Annotated in this window: 14 protein-coding genes; 10 read left to right on the forward strand and 4 right to left on the reverse strand. The window is 34.1% G+C overall.

The window, feature by feature from the left end; translation table 11 throughout:
• Window positions 1–4 precede the first annotated feature (4 nt).
• A complete protein-coding gene (locus HLK68_RS11425; protein ID WP_006785505.1) occupies window positions 5–1,906 on the forward strand; it encodes a PTS fructose transporter subunit IIABC in 1,902 nt (633 codons plus the stop codon).
• A 94-nt stretch (window positions 1,907–2,000) separates the two neighbouring features.
• Here the strand turns inward: HLK68_RS11425 and HLK68_RS11430 are convergent, their stop codons facing one another.
• Complete coding sequence (locus HLK68_RS11430) at window positions 2,001–2,945, reverse strand: 1,4-dihydroxy-2-naphthoate polyprenyltransferase (RefSeq protein ID WP_006785506.1); 945 nt, start codon at window positions 2,943–2,945, stop codon at window positions 2,001–2,003.
• A 174-nt stretch (window positions 2,946–3,119) separates the two neighbouring features.
• Between HLK68_RS11430 and HLK68_RS11435 the strand changes: the two genes are divergently transcribed.
• The 4 genes from HLK68_RS11435 to HLK68_RS11450 all read left to right on the forward strand — a co-directional run bounded on the left by HLK68_RS11435 (window position 3,120) and on the right by HLK68_RS11450 (window position 6,741).
• The gene (locus HLK68_RS11435) at window positions 3,120–3,719 is read left to right on the forward strand and encodes a glycosyltransferase family 32 protein (RefSeq protein WP_006785507.1); all 600 of its coding nucleotides are present in this window, start codon (window positions 3,120–3,122) and stop codon (window positions 3,717–3,719) included.
• 103 nt (window positions 3,720–3,822) lie between these two features.
• Window positions 3,823–4,683 carry a DMT family transporter gene (locus tag HLK68_RS11440; protein WP_006785508.1) on the forward strand — a complete coding sequence of 287 codons (861 nt, stop codon included), beginning with the start codon at window positions 3,823–3,825 and terminating at the stop codon, window positions 4,681–4,683.
• A 140-nt stretch (window positions 4,684–4,823) separates the two neighbouring features.
• Entirely contained in the window at window positions 4,824–5,399 is a 576-nt protein-coding gene (locus tag HLK68_RS11445) for a hypothetical protein (protein ID WP_006785509.1), read from the forward strand.
• A 100-nt stretch (window positions 5,400–5,499) separates the two neighbouring features.
• Window positions 5,500–6,741, forward strand: coding sequence for a chloride channel protein (locus tag HLK68_RS11450; RefSeq protein ID WP_006785510.1), 1,242 nt, complete (start codon window positions 5,500–5,502; stop codon window positions 6,739–6,741).
• A gap of 27 nt (window positions 6,742–6,768) precedes the next feature.
• Here the strand turns inward: HLK68_RS11450 and HLK68_RS11455 are convergent, their stop codons facing one another.
• The 3 genes from HLK68_RS11455 to HLK68_RS11465 all read right to left on the reverse strand — a co-directional run bounded on the left by HLK68_RS11455 (window position 6,769) and on the right by HLK68_RS11465 (window position 9,573).
• Complete coding sequence (locus tag HLK68_RS11455; protein ID WP_006785511.1) at window positions 6,769–7,524, reverse strand: exodeoxyribonuclease III; 756 nt, start codon at window positions 7,522–7,524, stop codon at window positions 6,769–6,771.
• A 94-nt stretch (window positions 7,525–7,618) separates the two neighbouring features.
• Window positions 7,619–8,899 carry a sensor histidine kinase gene (locus HLK68_RS11460; protein ID WP_132942960.1) on the reverse strand — a complete coding sequence of 427 codons (1,281 nt, stop codon included), beginning with the start codon at window positions 8,897–8,899 and terminating at the stop codon, window positions 7,619–7,621.
• Complete coding sequence (locus HLK68_RS11465; RefSeq protein ID WP_006785513.1) at window positions 8,893–9,573, reverse strand: response regulator transcription factor; 681 nt, start codon at window positions 9,571–9,573, stop codon at window positions 8,893–8,895. Before HLK68_RS11465 ends, HLK68_RS11460 begins: the two co-directional genes overlap by 7 nt.
• Before the next feature lie 205 nt (window positions 9,574–9,778).
• On the opposite strand from HLK68_RS11465, the gene HLK68_RS11470 reads away from it, so the two are divergent.
• From HLK68_RS11470 to HLK68_RS11490, 5 genes are all read left to right on the forward strand, one after another.
• Window positions 9,779–10,456, forward strand: coding sequence for a polyphosphate polymerase domain-containing protein (locus tag HLK68_RS11470; RefSeq protein WP_238843591.1), 678 nt, complete (start codon window positions 9,779–9,781; stop codon window positions 10,454–10,456).
• A gap of 21 nt (window positions 10,457–10,477) precedes the next feature.
• Window positions 10,478–11,164 (forward strand): DUF4956 domain-containing protein, encoded by a 687-nt coding sequence (locus tag HLK68_RS11475; protein ID WP_006785515.1) that lies wholly within the window; start codon window positions 10,478–10,480, stop codon window positions 11,162–11,164.
• Between the two features lie 29 nt (window positions 11,165–11,193).
• Window positions 11,194–13,359, forward strand: a complete 2,166-nt coding sequence (locus HLK68_RS11480) for a CotH kinase family protein (RefSeq protein WP_238843592.1) — start codon at window positions 11,194–11,196, stop codon at window positions 13,357–13,359.
• 188 nt (window positions 13,360–13,547) lie between these two features.
• Window positions 13,548–14,861, forward strand: coding sequence for an aminoglycoside 6-adenylyltransferase (locus HLK68_RS11485; protein ID WP_132942958.1), 1,314 nt, complete (start codon window positions 13,548–13,550; stop codon window positions 14,859–14,861).
• A gap of 189 nt (window positions 14,862–15,050) precedes the next feature.
• Entirely contained in the window at window positions 15,051–15,272 is a 222-nt protein-coding gene (locus HLK68_RS11490; RefSeq protein WP_006785518.1) for a hypothetical protein, read from the forward strand.
• Window positions 15,273–15,600: the final 328 nt, after the last annotated feature.

Consider the following 15,600-nt stretch of genomic DNA (forward strand, 5'->3'; position numbering starts at 1 on the left):
AAAAATGAGAATTACTGACTTATTAAATAAGCAATCAATTAGTTTAAATTTAAAAGCAACTAATAAAATGTCAGCGATTGATGAATTAGTTGATTTAGTCAATGCAAGTGGCAATTTAAATAATAAAGAAGAGTATAAGCAAGGTATTATTGCTCGTGAAGAGCAAAGTACAACAGGTATTGGGGAGGGAATTGCAATCCCTCATGCCAAAACGAAAGCGGTTAAAAAAGCATGTTTAGCAGCAGCCGTTAGTAAAGCAGGAGTGGACTATGAATCATTTGACGGAAGCTTAGCTCACTTATTCTTCATGATTGCAGCACCAGATGGAGCGAATAATACTCACTTAGAAGTATTATCACGTTTATCAACAATATTAATGGATGAAACATTCCGTCAAGATTTAATGAATGCCACATCAGTGGATCAATTTTTATCTTTAATTGATGCGAAGGAAACAGAAAAATTCCCTGAAGAAGAAGTGGTTGAAGAGGTGAAAACGCCAACATCAGCAAAAGATTCAAAATACCCTCGAGTGTTAGCGGTAACAGCCTGTCCAACTGGAATTGCTCATACCTTTATGGCTGCTGAAAGTTTAAATAAAAAAGGAGCTGAAATGGGAATTTCAATTAAAGTTGAAACAAACGGATCAGCAGGAGCTAAAAATGTTTTAACGAAAGAAGAAATTGAAAACTGTGACGCAATCATTGTAGCGGCTGATAAAAAAGTAGAAATGGCACGCTTTAATGGTAAAAAAGTGATTCAAACAAAAGTGGCGGATGGAATTCATAAATCAGAAGAATTAATCACGCGTGCCATTAATGGCGATGCGCCAGTTTATCATAGTGCAGAAGGCGCACAAGAAGTGGAAGAATCAAACGAAAGCCTTGGTCGTCAATTATATAAACACTTAATGAATGGTGTGTCAAACATGTTACCATTCGTTGTAGCAGGTGGTATTTTAATTGCTTTAGCATTCCTATTTGATGATCGCTCAATTGATCCAAGTAATTTTGGTTCAAATACGCCGTTTGCAGCTTTCTTTAAATCAGTAGGAGATGCAGCATTTGGATTCTTATTACCTGTTTTAGCTGGATTTATTGCCGTTAGTATCGCAGACCGTCCAGCGATGGTTGTCGGATTTGTTGGTGGATTCTTAGCAAACGCTGGTGGGGCAGGATTCTTAGGTGCGTTACTAGCAGGGTTTATTGCCGGATATTTAGTATTATTACTTCGAAAAGTATTATCATTCTTACCACAATCACTTGAAGGAATTAAACCGGTGCTATTATATCCTTTATTAGGAACACTGTTAATTGGGATTGTGATGACATTTATTGTTAATCCACCAGTAGCCTTTTTAAATAATGGATTAACTAACTTCTTAAATAGTTTAGGAACAAGTTCAGCTATCTTATTAGGAATTGTTGTTGCTGGTATGATGGCAATCGATATGGGAGGACCATTCAATAAAGCGGCTTATGTCTTTGGGATTGCATCTTTAAATTCAGGAAATGAAGCGGTTATGGCAGCTGTAATGGCAGGTGGGATGGTTCCACCGTTAGCAATTGCGTTAGCGACAACTTTCTTTAAACACCGTTTTACAAAACAAGAACAAGATGCTGGTAAAGTTAACTATATTATGGGATTATCATTTATCACAGAAGGAGCTATTCCATTTGCAGCAGCCGATCCACTAAAAGTCATTCCATCTTGTGTGATTGGATCAGCAGTAGCGGGAGCGTTAACAATGGTGTTTAATTGTACATTACCTGCACCTCATGGTGGAATCTTCGTCTTCCCAGTAGTAGGAAACTGGCCAATGTACTTAGTAGCTATTTTAATTGGATCTGTTGTGGGAGCCTTAATCTTAGCCTTCCTAAAACGTTCAGTAAAACAAGAAGCTTAAGAGTAATCTGAATAACATACAAAAAAAACCATAAGGATTTTAACCTTATGGTTTTTTATTTACCTAATGAAACCGAGTGCTTGAGGGACACTCGTTAAATGATAATCGCTATTAAAATGCTTGAAAGATAGACAACATTAATGAGGATAAAAATTTTGACGCTTAAACTAAACGTATGCTGTTTTGAGGGAGCATCAACAAATTGTTTAATATGGTGAAGGACCGGTTTGAGTGTCACTAAAGTGACTAATGAAACGAAAGGTAGAACACCAATCATCACACCAAAGATAATTGAAAAATATCCAAAAATATAAAGTGCAAAGAATAAAAGTAGGGCACGCTCTTTTCCAATACAAATCGGTAAGGTATAGCGTTGATTTATTAAATCATCATCCATATCGCAAATGTTATTTGCTAACATAATATTAGAAATTCCCATTATCAATGGAATCGACACAATGACTAAAACTAACAATTGAGACACATTCATGAATAATTCAATATGTGTACTCTCATGATGAAAGCTAATAAACTCTTGATCGTAGATATGGATATACATACTAATAAAAGTCAGAATTAATCCCATCGTAATCCCTGAAAAAATTTCGCCAAAAGGAGTTCTTGAAATGGGAAGAGGACCAAAAGAATAACCAATCCCAATAATAAAGCAAATGATTCCAAGAAAAAGAACGAAGGCATTCGTCTGGCTAACGAGTAACAGTCCAAAACAACCAGATAAACAAAGCATGAAAATAATCAACCGTTTAATTTGTTTAGGTGCTAATTGATCACCAACGATGGGATTATGGATTTCATAACCATAACCTTCTTTTTTTATGGCCTGTTTGTAGTCCATGTAATTATTAATCATCGTGGTGGTCATATCAAAAATAATCATTGAGATAAACATAATGACGGCATTCTTGATAGAAAAAACATGATAACGGTAGTAGACATATAATGACCCAAATAAAAAGGGGATAATACTGGCCACTTTAGTTTGGATTTCAATTAATTTTAAAAAGCTTGAAAAATTCATAAATCCTCCTCATCTTCTCTAATTCACTCACTTATTATATAAAACTTCATAAAGTTAAACAAGTTAAATTACTTGAGGCTCCTACCTGTCATGGCTTATTGGTTTGTAAGGGGAAAAATGTACAGGCGTTTTGGAAGAAAATATCATATGGTATAACAAAAAGGAGGGGGAAATATGGGACAATTAATTCCTAAAATTATTCATCAAATTTGGCTTGGAAAGCGTCCGATTCCAACTCAAATTCAGTCATATATGCAGTCATGGAAAACATATCACCCTGATTGGCAATTTATCCTATGGACAGATGAGAATTTGATTCCTTTACAAAATCAAGATCTTTATAATCAGGTAGAGGATCTAAGACAAAAAGCGGATATTGTCCGTTACGAAGTGTTATATCAATATGGCGGAGTCTATGTTGACATTGATATGGAATGCTTTAAAAACATTGAACCTTTATTACAAGAGGGTGAATTTTTCGTAGGCACCGAAGATGATTTCTATTTATCAAATGAGTTGATGGCTGTGACGAAAAAACATGATTTAATCAAAGAGTTACTAGATGGGTTAAAATATTCGCTATCTAATGATGAGAATAAAAGCATCGATGAGCAAACTGGCCCTATTTTTATGACCAAATACCTACTTTGGATGCCTCAGGTAACAGTTGCTGAGCAACAACTGTTATATCCAACACCCGAACAACTAAAAAAAGCAGATTCACCTTTTTATACCGTCCATCGTGCTAAGTGTTGTAAACAGCTGTTCAAATAAAAAAGATAGATAAAAAAACCTTGATTGCTTATAATAAATCTGATAGGCTATAGACGAAATAACTGATTATTTAGTGGTTAAAAGAGAAAGGGTTGACCGGTTTATGAAACGAAATCAAGGTGTTTTACTCACAATCTTATCTGCCTTTCTTTTTGGATTCACCCCAATCTTAGCTAAATGGACCTATAGTGGTGGAAGTAACGCAATTAGTTTGACCTTTTATCGAGCCCTTTTTTCTTTACCTGTGCTATATGGTATCTTGAAATATAGAAAAGTCTCATTAAAAGTGACAAAGTCACAATGGATTCATTTGCTAATTGTCGGAATTTTAGGGCAGACAGTTACAACAATCACGCTTTATGCGACGTATGACTATTTATCAGTTGGAATGGCGACAACACTACATTTTGTTTATCCTGCATTTGTTGTGTTAGCAGCTGTTCTATATTTTAAAGAAAAGTGGACACGAGCTAAAGTCATCTCAATCATACTGGCTATGATTGGAATGTTATGTTTTATTGATTTAAGTGGTCATATTAGTTTGTATGGTGTTTTCTTAGCGTTGGTATCAGGAATGACTTACGCCTTCTTCATTTTATATATTGATAAAAGTGGCCTTAAAGAGTTAGATTCGTTTAAACTGACTTTTTATATTAACTTAGTGGTATCTGCTGCGGTGTTCGTTTATGGGATGGGAACTCATTCTTTAATGATTAATTTAACGCCCATCGCCTGGGGATTAACATTAATCATTTCATTATTAGTATCAGTGTTCGCCGTTGCTTTACTGCAAATCGGAATTAAATTAATTGGAAGCACCAAAGCATCGATTCTTTGTTTATTTGAACCCATCACAAGCGTTGTATTTGGACTCATTTTATTACACGAAGATTTAACAATTTTAAAGTTAACAGGTTGTATTTTAATTTTGTTATCTGCATATGCCATTTCTAAAGAAAAATAACTCATCAACCATGTCGAATTACGCGATTAAAAACCCGCGTTTGACGTGGTTTTTTTGAATTTTATAGACAGAGATAGACAACATCTTTAAAATTCATATGTTAAAATGGAATAACTGTCGAGTGAGAGGAGAAGATGAAGATGGGGAAAAATCCTAAAGAATGGACGACTTTTTTAACTGGATTTAATATCGGAACTTTTTTATCTTTAATTTCTTTAGTTGAAGTTTTAATGACACGTTCGTCATTTAAAGAATATTGTATTATTTTAGCTGTTATTTTAGTTAATGGGACAATTATTGGGGTGGTGCTACAATATTTATTAATTCATATTCATTTAACGAAAAATATGGGGAGAGCCTTTTATTATGCAGGCGATGAAATTCCCAAACGTTTACTTGAAATGAGAAATCATAAATTAGAAAAAACGCTCGAGTTAATGGTGGGGATTCAGACACGAGTAAAACTAAATTTAATCATTTTAATTATGTTAGTGTTATTACTCATTTTATCATTATTATTACCCATTATTTATTGCTATCGCTTTGAGTCGGATATGTTTTTATTTAACATTGGCTGGTCATGTATTTTATTGATGTTCATGTCGCGATTAGTCTTAATTATGACGAAAAATAGTCGTTATATTCAATTCAAGATTAATCATTTATTAGATGTTCATGAGTTTAATAATATTCAATTGAAAAAAGAAGAATTATAACAAGAGATCGAAGTCGGATCTCTTTTTTGTTATGAAAAATTCATAAAATGTTATTAAATGTTAAAACTAGAATTAATAATAAATAAAAGGTGGAGTTGAAATGGATTCATTCAAAAAATTAGGCTTACAACTCGTTAAATGGATCCTATTGAGTCTTTTAATGGGAGTCATGATTGGTGTGATGGTAGGTGGATTTAAACAAATCTTAAGTACAGCTAATCACTATCGGAGCACTCATGAGAAGTTAGTCTTTGGTTTACCTGTTGCAGGAGTAGTTATCAGTTTTTTATACGTGAAAGTTAGACGAAATGCGTATTCAGGAGAGAATTTACTAAAATCAGAAGTTCAACAAGCTGCGAAGAATATTCCGCTTTCCATGATTCCGGCTGTTGTGATTGGATCTTTGGTGACAACTTTTTTTGGAGGATCAGCAGGGAAAGAAGCAGCGGGAGTTGCGATCGGTGGGATAACAGGTGATTTTTTATCAAGAAAATTTCATTTAAGTGATGAGGAGCAACGGACATTAGTTGTTGCAGGTGTTGGAAGTGGCTTTGGCGTCCTTTATAATACACCATTAGCCGGAGCTATTTTAGGAATGGAATTAGTTTTAAAGGGAAAGTTTCATTACGAAGCATTACTTCCTGCTTTTTTAACAAGTGTTATTTCAAGTGAGGTTGCGAAACAAATTGGAGATGAACTCATTACTTATCCCTCTTTAGAGCTTGGAGCTCTTGATTTGACTTTAATTTTAAAATTAGTTGGAATGGGGCTGTTATTTGGACTGGTGGCCATGATGTTTAATGGGGCTTTAGACCTAGCCCCTAAAATTTATTCTAGGTGGATTAAGAGCCCCTATATTAAAGGCATGGTAGGGGGCGTGCTAACAATTATTCTTTTTTGGATGGCTGGGGATAATTATAATGGGTTAGGACAGTCACATATCGCTTTAGCCTTTGAGGAACCCGTTAGTCTCATTGAGTTTATTTGGAAGATTATTTTTACAGCTGTTGCCCTAGGGTCTGTTTTTCAAGGGGGACGTGGAAATCCAACCTTTTTTGTTGGAGCAACATTTGGGAGTGCCATTGCAACATTTTTTAAATTACCTGTTGCTTCAGTTGCAGCACTTGGGATGATTGGAGTTTTTTGCGGCGCAACAGCCTTACCGTTAACTGGAATTATGATGGCGATTGAATATTTTGGATCTTCACATGTTATGGCGATTATTATAGTCATGATTATTTCATACAGTATTTCTGGTTTTTATGATTTATTGACTCATTCAAAGCTTGCTAAAGGAAAAAAAGAGATTTTTGAAGGGCAGGTAGAATCAAATGGAAATTAAAAGAAGTATGCGTTGCATACTTCTTTTTTATTTCTTCAATTGTAATCCAACTGGACAGTGATCAGATCCTAAAACATCAGGATAAATTCTCGCATCTTCAAGTCTTGATTCTAATGCTTTTGAGGTAATAAAGTAATCAATACGCCATCCAACGTTTTTTGCACGTGCGCCTGCACGATAAGACCACCAACTATAACAATTTTCTTTTGTTGGATAAAAATAACGGAATGTATCGATAAACCCACTATTTAATAGTTTCGTCATTTCATTACGTTCCTCGATTGTGAATCCAGCGTTTTTTGTATTTGTTTTAGGATTTTTTAAATCGATTTGTTGATGGGCTACATTCAAATCACCGCAAACAATGACTGGTTTTAAAACATCTAATCCTATCAAATAATTTCTAAAAGCTTCTTCCCATGTCAAGCGATAATCGAGTCGTGCCAACTCATTTTGAGAATTAGGTGTATAGACCGTTACCAAATAAAAATCATTATATTCGAGGGTAATGACACGACCTTCTTGATCATGTTCTGCAATATTAAGGCCGTAAGTCACCTGTAATGGCTCATGTTTTGTAAAAATAGCCGTTCCTGAATAACCTTTCTTCACGGCATAATTCCAATATTGATAATAGCCATCTAATTGCAAATCAATTTGACCTTCTTGTAATTTTGTTTCTTGTACACATAAAAAATCAGGTTGCTCTGCTTCGACAAAATCTAAAAATCCTTTTTTCACACAAGCACGCAATCCATTTACATTCCATGAAATAAATTTCATTACCTGCATCCTCCTTAATTACTAATAGATTATCGCAAAATGAAATAAATGTCTACTTTTGTGCTGATATCGAAGGTATAAATAGGAGGCTATCTCATTTTTGATGGCGCTTCGAAATTTTAGTAGGGAAGATGACTGTAAACGTTGTTTCATCATTTGGAATACTTTTCACTGAAATTTGCCCATGATGCTGGCTAACAATTGTTTTAGCAATAGAAAGACCTAATCCATAGCCACCTGTATCACGAGCACGTGATTCATCAGCACGGTAAAAACGCTCAAAAATCTTATCAAGATGCTCAGGTGGAATCCCAACACCTTTATTTTTGACAGCTAAAATAAATTGTTCATGCTCTTTCTTTAAAGAAAGCATAATTTGAGTTTGAGTTGGTGAATGTTTCAATGCATTATCAAGTAAAATAATGGCTACTTGTGCAATTCGTTCTTCTTCGCCTGTAAACATTAAGTCCGGTTCAATATCTAAAACTAATTCTTTCCCAGACTCAAAGAACACCGATTCAAGCGGTAACGCGGCATTAATAATGGCTTCGCTTAAATCAAAAGAAGCTGATTTTAATAACACTTCATTACTATCAATTTTCGCTAAATAGAGTAAGTCGCTAACAAGTTTTGACATTCGTTCCGTATCAGATTTAATGTGATCAATCCATTTTCGTTGTTCATTAATGGTTTGATGTTGATTCGCTAAAATGACATCTGTCGTTGTATGGATGACTGTTAAGGGAGTTTTTAATTCATGGGAAGCATCGGCGACAAATTGTTGCTGTTTTTGCCAAGCTAAAGCCACTGGTTTAATTGCCCAAGACGCTAAATAAAAACTAATGACAGCTAAAACAATTAATGTAATACATCCAATAAAAATTAAGACAAGTGCAAGTTGCGTCAAGGTCGTCATTTCAGAAGAACGATCTAAGAAAACAAAGAGTGTTCCTTCAGGACGCGTAATTTTTAAATAGCGAAAAGGAAGGGAGTTAATTGTAACTTTTCCCGTTTCAGTCGAACGATTGTATAAATCTTCAACAATAGATTCCACTCCCGATAAATCAGTATCAGACTCTAAATTTGAGGTAATGGTTAAAGTTTGAGTCGTGTTATCAATTGAAGCTGTAAAATGATTACGCATCAGACCTTCATTGAGTGGAAAGGGGCCTTTGCGATCTAAATTATATCCCCCCTTCGGTGGAAATTTTTGTGAAATGCTTGTATTTTGGGCGATTTGTTCCATCAAGACCATTGCTTGAGACACATTCGTTTTGTACATTAAATAATACGTCCCGCCAAAAATAGCAAGAAAAATCGACATCAGAATGGATAGATTAATCAAAATAAATCGCTTCTTAAGTTTTTTTAACATGATTCATTGACTCCTAAACAATATCCAACGCCTCTGACCGTTCGAATGATTACATTTGATTTAATAAAAGATAATTTTTTTCGAAGAAAAGAAATATAAACTTCAACGTTATTGTATTCAACATCTGCGTCAAATCCCCATACCTTTTCGATTAATAGTTCTTTAGTTACAATTTGATTACCATTTGAAAATAAATAATTTAAAATGTTAAATTCTTTTAACCCAAGTTTTACTGATTTGACTCCACAAGATAGCTCATAAGTGGATAAGTTAAGTTCAGCATCATGAAAACGTAGGGTATCCGTTGTGATTTCACCTTGTCGACGAAGAAGAACGCGAATTCTCGCTAATAGCTCTTCGGTCGCAAAGGGTTTGGTTAAGTAATCGTCAGCTCCTAAATCAAGTCCACGGACTTTATCTGCAATTTCATCTTTTGCAGTTAAAAATAAAATCGGCGTTTTAATTTTATCCTGACGACACATCTTTAAGATATCAAATCCATTTAACTTAGGTAACATAATATCTAAAATAATTAAATCATAAATACCTGTTAAGGCATAATCAAGACCTGATTGTCCATCGTGAAACACATCCACATCATATTTGTTTGTTTTTAATATTTGGCTAATCGCTTCTGCTAAGCGAATCTCATCTTCTACAACTAAGATTCTCATATTTATCACCTCATACGTTTAATGTTATCAAGCGAAACTTAAAACATTCTGAAATTTGACGGCTATTTCTTTATTATAAGGATAACAAATTTTGTTAAAAAGGAAAACCAAGTAAAATATAATTAATTAATTATTAAATTTTTAAGATTATGTTAAGAAATGGAATTTATAATAGCTCTAGTCAGCTATTTAGGAGGTGAGTCAGATGAAGTTTAGACATGAAATTAAACATTACATTAATTACGGCGATTATTTACTGCTTCGAAATCGTTTGAAATTTTTACTGCGATGTGATCATCATGCAAACGAGCTCGGAGAATATAAAATTCGAAGTATCTACTTTGATAACTATCATGATAAAGCTTTACAAGAAAAGTTAATGGGGATTAATAATCGAGAAAAGTTTAGAATTCGATATTATAACGATGATGTCAGTTTTATTCGGTTGGAGAAAAAATCAAAGGTGAACGGTTTATGTGCCAAAGTGAGTGCTCCATTGAGTGATGAGCAAGCTCAATCAATTATGGATGGAGAGTTTGAGTTTTTAAAAAATTCCCCACACGCTTTGCATCAAGAACTTTATTATAAGATGAAAACCGAGCTACTCAGACCTAAAACTATCGTGGATTATACCAGAGAGGCTTATATTCACGACGTGGGAAACGTTCGGATCACGTTTGATAAAAGAATTAGAACTGGAATCACTTCAATTGATGCCCTAAATCCGTTGCTGCCAACTGTTGAAGGGCTGGATTCAAATCTCATCATACTAGAAGTTAAATTTGATGAATTTTTACCGGAGTTTATTTCAGATGTTTTACAAAACAATTATAGTCGATCAACATCCGTTTCAAAGTATGCGGTTTGCCGGATTTATGGTTAATGACTTTAGGAGGGAAATGTTATGTTTGCAACACTAAATTTTAGCGATATTTTTAAATCAAGTTTTATGGAGAATATCTCAGCGTTTTCAGTATTAGATACAATCATTGCTTTGACCTTAGCCTTTGTAATCGGGCTCTTTATTATGGCTGTTTATAAAAAAACATTTAAAGGAGTCATGTATTCTCATAGTTTTTGTGTGTCATTACTTGCATTAAACTTAATTACAACCTTAATTATTTTAGCGATTACATCAAACGTTATTTTATCACTCGGGATGGTCGGGGCGTTATCAATCGTTCGTTTTAGAAGCGCCATTAAAGAACCGCTCGATATTGCCTTTTTATTTTGGTCAATTAGTGCTGGAATTGTGATTGGAGCAGGATTAATTCCATTAGCGGTCTTCGGATCATTATTTATTGGAATCATCTTAGTTTTATTCATCAATCGCCAAACAACTGATAATCCTTATTTATTAGTGTTATCGTGCCTAAATGATGAGAGTGAAAAAGAAGCATTAAAAACAGTCAATGCTTATGTAAAAAAACATGTCATCAAATCTAAAACAGTCTCAGCTCAAAATGGAATCGAAGTGACAGTTGAAATTCGTTTGAAAGAAATGGAAACAAAATTTGTAAACGAAATCAGTCAAATTAGTGGCGTAAAAAATGCCGTGTTAGTTTCTTATAATGGTGATTATTTAGGATAAATGATATTAAACAAGTAAGGAGGTGATGGTTGTTGCGTAATGAGAAAAGTCTCAATCGTTTAACGGTTCTATTAGTGTGTGGAATGGTTTTATTGACTGGACTCTTAATGTGGATATCGAACCATGAAACCATATCAGCCAGTTTAACTAAAGTGGCACAACCCGCCTATGTTGAAAAAATTTTTAACGCAGACGAAGTGTTAGAGATAGATATTCAAATATCAGAAGAAAATTGGAATTCAATGATTGAAAATGCTATATCAGAACAATATGTGATGGCTGATATCGTCATTAATGGTGAAGTATTTGAATCTGTAGGCATTAGACCGAAAGGAAATTCATCTTTAAGTATGGTAGCAAGTGATGATAGCACGGATCGATTTAGCTTTAAAGTTGATTTTTCAGAATACGTTGACGGACAAAGCCTATACGGATTAGATAAACTGGCACTCAATAACATGATTGGTGACGCAACCTATATGAAAGAATATTTATCATACGATATGTTTAGTGCCATGGGGATTGCGACTCCCGGATATTGTTATGCTAATATCAAAATTAATGGTGAACCATGGGGGTTATATCTTGCACTTGAGGTCATGGAGGAAAGTTTTGTCCAACGTTATTTTGGGACGATTTCCGGAAGTTTATATAAACCTGAAAGTGATTCAATGAACATGGGCAACAAAGAAGACAAGCAAGAGATGATGATCGGAGGCAATCCATTTAATGAAAATTCACAAATGATGTTTGGTGAAAAATCTTCTCGAGAAGGAAAAACAGACGAGGTAACCGCTCAGGAAGAAAGGGTTACATCAGATAAAATGATGCCATCAGGTAACGGAGAAATGCCAGAGGGAATGCCATCAGGTAATGGAGAACTACTAGAGGGAATGACACCACCGAATGGAAATGAAATGAGAGAAAACAATCCAATGGGAGGCATGTCTTCTTCAGGAAGTAATTTAGTTTATATCGATGACGAGATATCAAGTTACAGTGCTATTTTTGAAAATAGTGTTTTAAAAGGAACAACCGAAGATGCTTATCACAAAGTCATCGAGATGATGAAAAACTTAAATGACGGGACAAATTTAGAACAATATTTAGATATCGAAGAAATTCTACGATATTTTGCCGTCAATACGTTCTTAGTAAACTTAGATAGTTATGCAGGAAGTATGAAGCATAATTATTATTTATATGAACAAGACGGCGTATTTCAAATTTTACCTTGGGATTTTAATTTATCATTTGGTGCTTTTAATATCAATGATAGTAGTAAAGTTATTAACTTCCCGATTGATGAACCTGTAACAGATACGATGGCAAATAGTCCGTTAATTTCAAAATTACTAGAAGTCGACGAATATAAAGACATGTATCATGAGTATTTACAAGAATTAATTGATGGATATATCGAAAGTGGAAAATATGAGGCGACGATCAAAAAATTAGATGAGCTAATTGATGATTACGTTGCAAATGATGCAACAGCTTTTTATAGTCATGATGAATATCTTGCCTCTATTCCTCAATTACTTGTATTTGGAACCGATCGAACAAAAAGTATTAAAGCTCAGCTTGCAGGGGAACAACCTAGTGATACTTATGGAAACATTGAAACACACTTAGATTTAGATGCTCTTGGAAGTCAAAATGGGGCAGGTGGTCCAAAGGGGATGAGGGAATTCCAGTCATCAACTGAAAATGAAAGCAATCAAGTAGACTTAAACAAACCATCGATAGAGGATAACAATCATTTAAGTCAACCAAATGATTCAATATCTACTCCTAATTCAACCTCTTCAAATCAGATAAATACCAAACCAATGAATCCAGGAGAGGGGCTGATTGACTCGATCAGTGAGGAGCTAAAAACTGTGATAGCGTCACTTGATATGACTCAAATTCAACAAGTTGTGGCCCAATTATCAGGGAAGACAGAAGAAACCTTAACAGAGGAAGATTTAAATTTACTAAAAGAATTAGGAATTGATGAAGCGTTAATTCCAATGATTTTGGAACTGGTTGAAAATTTTAGTTCATTTAGAATGGGCGGGGGAAATCAACTAAATACGAGCTCACCTTCAAATGAATCTCAACAATTAATCGTAGCGATTGGATGTTTAGTATTTGTTTTACCAGCGCTTTGGTTTGTTTCACATTATAAAAAACGTAAATTTAGAAGTTAAAGCATAGGATTTTTCTTATGCTTTTTTTAATTAAGTAAATTAACAGATAAGTCATAAAAATTAGGGACTTTGCATATTTTAATAGGAAAGAAATAATGGCTAGTTTATGATAGAGTACATAATTGAGCTTAAAAAGGGATATGATTAAAAATAGAGAACGATTACATTGATCTGTAGGAGGGGTGACGATGGATTTCCAGACACAGCATTGTCTATTTAAAAGTATAAAAAATCGTAGTGGCCATCCTGTAGATTTAATGGGGGCAGAGCCTTTAAATGACGGGATGGAAGCCAATCAAGAATCTTTATTTTTTAGTGTGCATGTGATATCAAGTGATGAGTTAATAGGATTTATTTCACTGCAATTAATGTCAGATTATATGTCCTATGAAATGGCCTTACAATTATTTAATCAAAATATTGAGGATCCAGTCATCATAGAAATTTTCGATGAAGTCATAGCGTTTGCTTTTGATATGTTGAAGACGCCTTGTATTAAAACAAAAGTTTCAAGTTTAAATGTTGGAATGGTCAATCTCCTTCACCAAGTAGGTTTTAAGCTAGAAGAAAAATTTGAGCATCAGGGTGAAGTGATCTCTCTATATTTGATTAAAAATCATACACTCATTCAATCGACTCAAATGCGACAACCCTCTGTAGTCACGGCTCAAATTTTAGCATTTGCCAAAGAACGGTCGAATATTCGAGCGATTGCTCAGTCAGGGCTTCGATTAGATAGAAATGCCCCTATTGACTTAATGAGAGATTATCACTTTGATTTATTTATTTTAGATAAAGAAATTGAAAGTTATAAAATGAATCAAGATTGGATTCAACAATTTGGAGAAACCGTGATTACCAGGATGACAGACTTAGCAGAAAGTTCCTATTTATTTCAAATTCAATATCAAGATGGTGTCCGATTAGATTTGCAATTTGTATGTCTCAGTCACTATTTAAAAACCATCTACTCAGATTCTTTAATCAAGATTTTATTAGATAAAGATGGCGTCATCCCCCCACTAGATGAACCGAATGACAGTTCTCATTATGTTGAAAAGCCAAGTTATGAACAATTTTATGAAGTTTTAAATCGGTTATGGTGGTCTCAAATTGAAGTTGCAAAAGCAGTGTATCGAGATGAACTTCCATTGGCAAAAGGTGTTTACGATGGCATCATGATGCCCTTGATTATAGAACTATTATCTTGGAAAATTGGACTTCAATATGGTTGGGCAGTTGACATTGGGAGAGAGGGTCGATGGATTAAACGTTTTTTAAGTGAAAATATTTATTCTGAGTTTATTCATCTTTATCCGACAAAAGGGTATCTTTCAATATGGGAGAAGCTATTTTGTATCGGACCTTTTGCAAATAAAATTGCCTTAGAAATTAGTCGAGAGTTAAACTATCCATATTCGGAGCAAGAGGTTCAACGGGTGACCAAGTTTTTACACCGAATTAATTCACTACCCGATAATGCAACTGATTTTAATCGATAAAATTCGCCAGTTGTTTCAACTGTTTTGTTGAATTTAGTGCACGAAAATTAAGTGGAGGATATGAGCAATATACTGAAAGTGATGAAGTAGTTTGAAAAAAGTATATTGTTTCAATAAAGGATGTTATAATAAGAGTAAAGAGGATATGGGGTTATTTGAACAATAAAAACAAAATGGGAGGATGAGTGGATGCAATTCATACTACTGATACTTTTAATCGCCTTGATCATTGCTGCATTTGTTTCCTACTTGTTGATGGTAACTTTAATTAAGATGATTTATTTAACAAAAGGAGTAGCGCTCTTAGTCGTTTGTAGTCTAGGTCTTCTGCTATTTATGATGATTGGATTTATCATCTATTGGGTGATGAATGGGATTAGTTATTTAAAAGAAATAAAGCTTAAATTGTGATCGTAAGATGGAGTCTTACGATTTTTTTATGAATTGAGAGAAAACTAAGAAAACACATCGTAGGAGGTATATTTTGCAACAGAATAATCAATAAATCTGACCAGATACTTTTGAGAAATGTCAGGCAAAAGAGCCCTTTGAATAATTATCTCTCATAAGTGTGAAAGAAGACAGCAGTTTAAAAGACTTTCAATAAAAGGGATGTTATTAATTTCATTTTAGGGGACGATGCTATTTTTATGTACATAGTGAATAGGAGGCAGTTTTAATTGAGTTAAGTTGTTAAATCAGGATTAGGAATAGAATCGTCAAGAAATTGTATATTTTT

This window comes from Turicibacter sanguinis (genome assembly GCF_013046825.1).
GTDB lineage: Bacteria > Bacillota_I > Bacilli_A > MOL361 > Turicibacteraceae > Turicibacter > Turicibacter sanguinis.

Bases quoted from the DNA above. Each gene is read 5' to 3' on its own strand.
- HLK68_RS11455 (WP_006785511.1), bottom strand. From the start codon at position 7,524: ATGAAATTTATTTCATGGAATGTAAATGGATTGCGTGCTTGTGTGAAA.
- HLK68_RS11475 (WP_006785515.1), top strand. From the start codon at position 10,478: ATGTTTGCAACACTAAATTTTAGCGATATTTTTAAATCAAGTTTTATG.
- HLK68_RS11435 (WP_006785507.1), top strand. From the start codon at position 3,120: ATGGGACAATTAATTCCTAAAATTATTCATCAAATTTGGCTTGGAAAG.
- HLK68_RS11470 (WP_238843591.1), top strand. From the start codon at position 9,779: ATGAAGTTTAGACATGAAATTAAACATTACATTAATTACGGCGATTAT.
- HLK68_RS11490 (WP_006785518.1), top strand. From the start codon at position 15,051: ATGCAATTCATACTACTGATACTTTTAATCGCCTTGATCATTGCTGCA.
- HLK68_RS11440 (WP_006785508.1), top strand. From the start codon at position 3,823: ATGAAACGAAATCAAGGTGTTTTACTCACAATCTTATCTGCCTTTCTT.
- HLK68_RS11445 (WP_006785509.1), top strand. From the start codon at position 4,824: ATGGGGAAAAATCCTAAAGAATGGACGACTTTTTTAACTGGATTTAAT.
- HLK68_RS11465 (WP_006785513.1), bottom strand. From the start codon at position 9,573: ATGAGAATCTTAGTTGTAGAAGATGAGATTCGCTTAGCAGAAGCGATT.
- HLK68_RS11425 (WP_006785505.1), top strand. From the start codon at position 5: ATGAGAATTACTGACTTATTAAATAAGCAATCAATTAGTTTAAATTTA.
- HLK68_RS11430 (WP_006785506.1), bottom strand. From the start codon at position 2,945: ATGAATTTTTCAAGCTTTTTAAAATTAATTGAAATCCAAACTAAAGTG.
- HLK68_RS11450 (WP_006785510.1), top strand. From the start codon at position 5,500: ATGGATTCATTCAAAAAATTAGGCTTACAACTCGTTAAATGGATCCTA.
- HLK68_RS11485 (WP_132942958.1), top strand. From the start codon at position 13,548: ATGGATTTCCAGACACAGCATTGTCTATTTAAAAGTATAAAAAATCGT.
- HLK68_RS11460 (WP_132942960.1), bottom strand. From the start codon at position 8,899: ATGTTAAAAAAACTTAAGAAGCGATTTATTTTGATTAATCTATCCATT.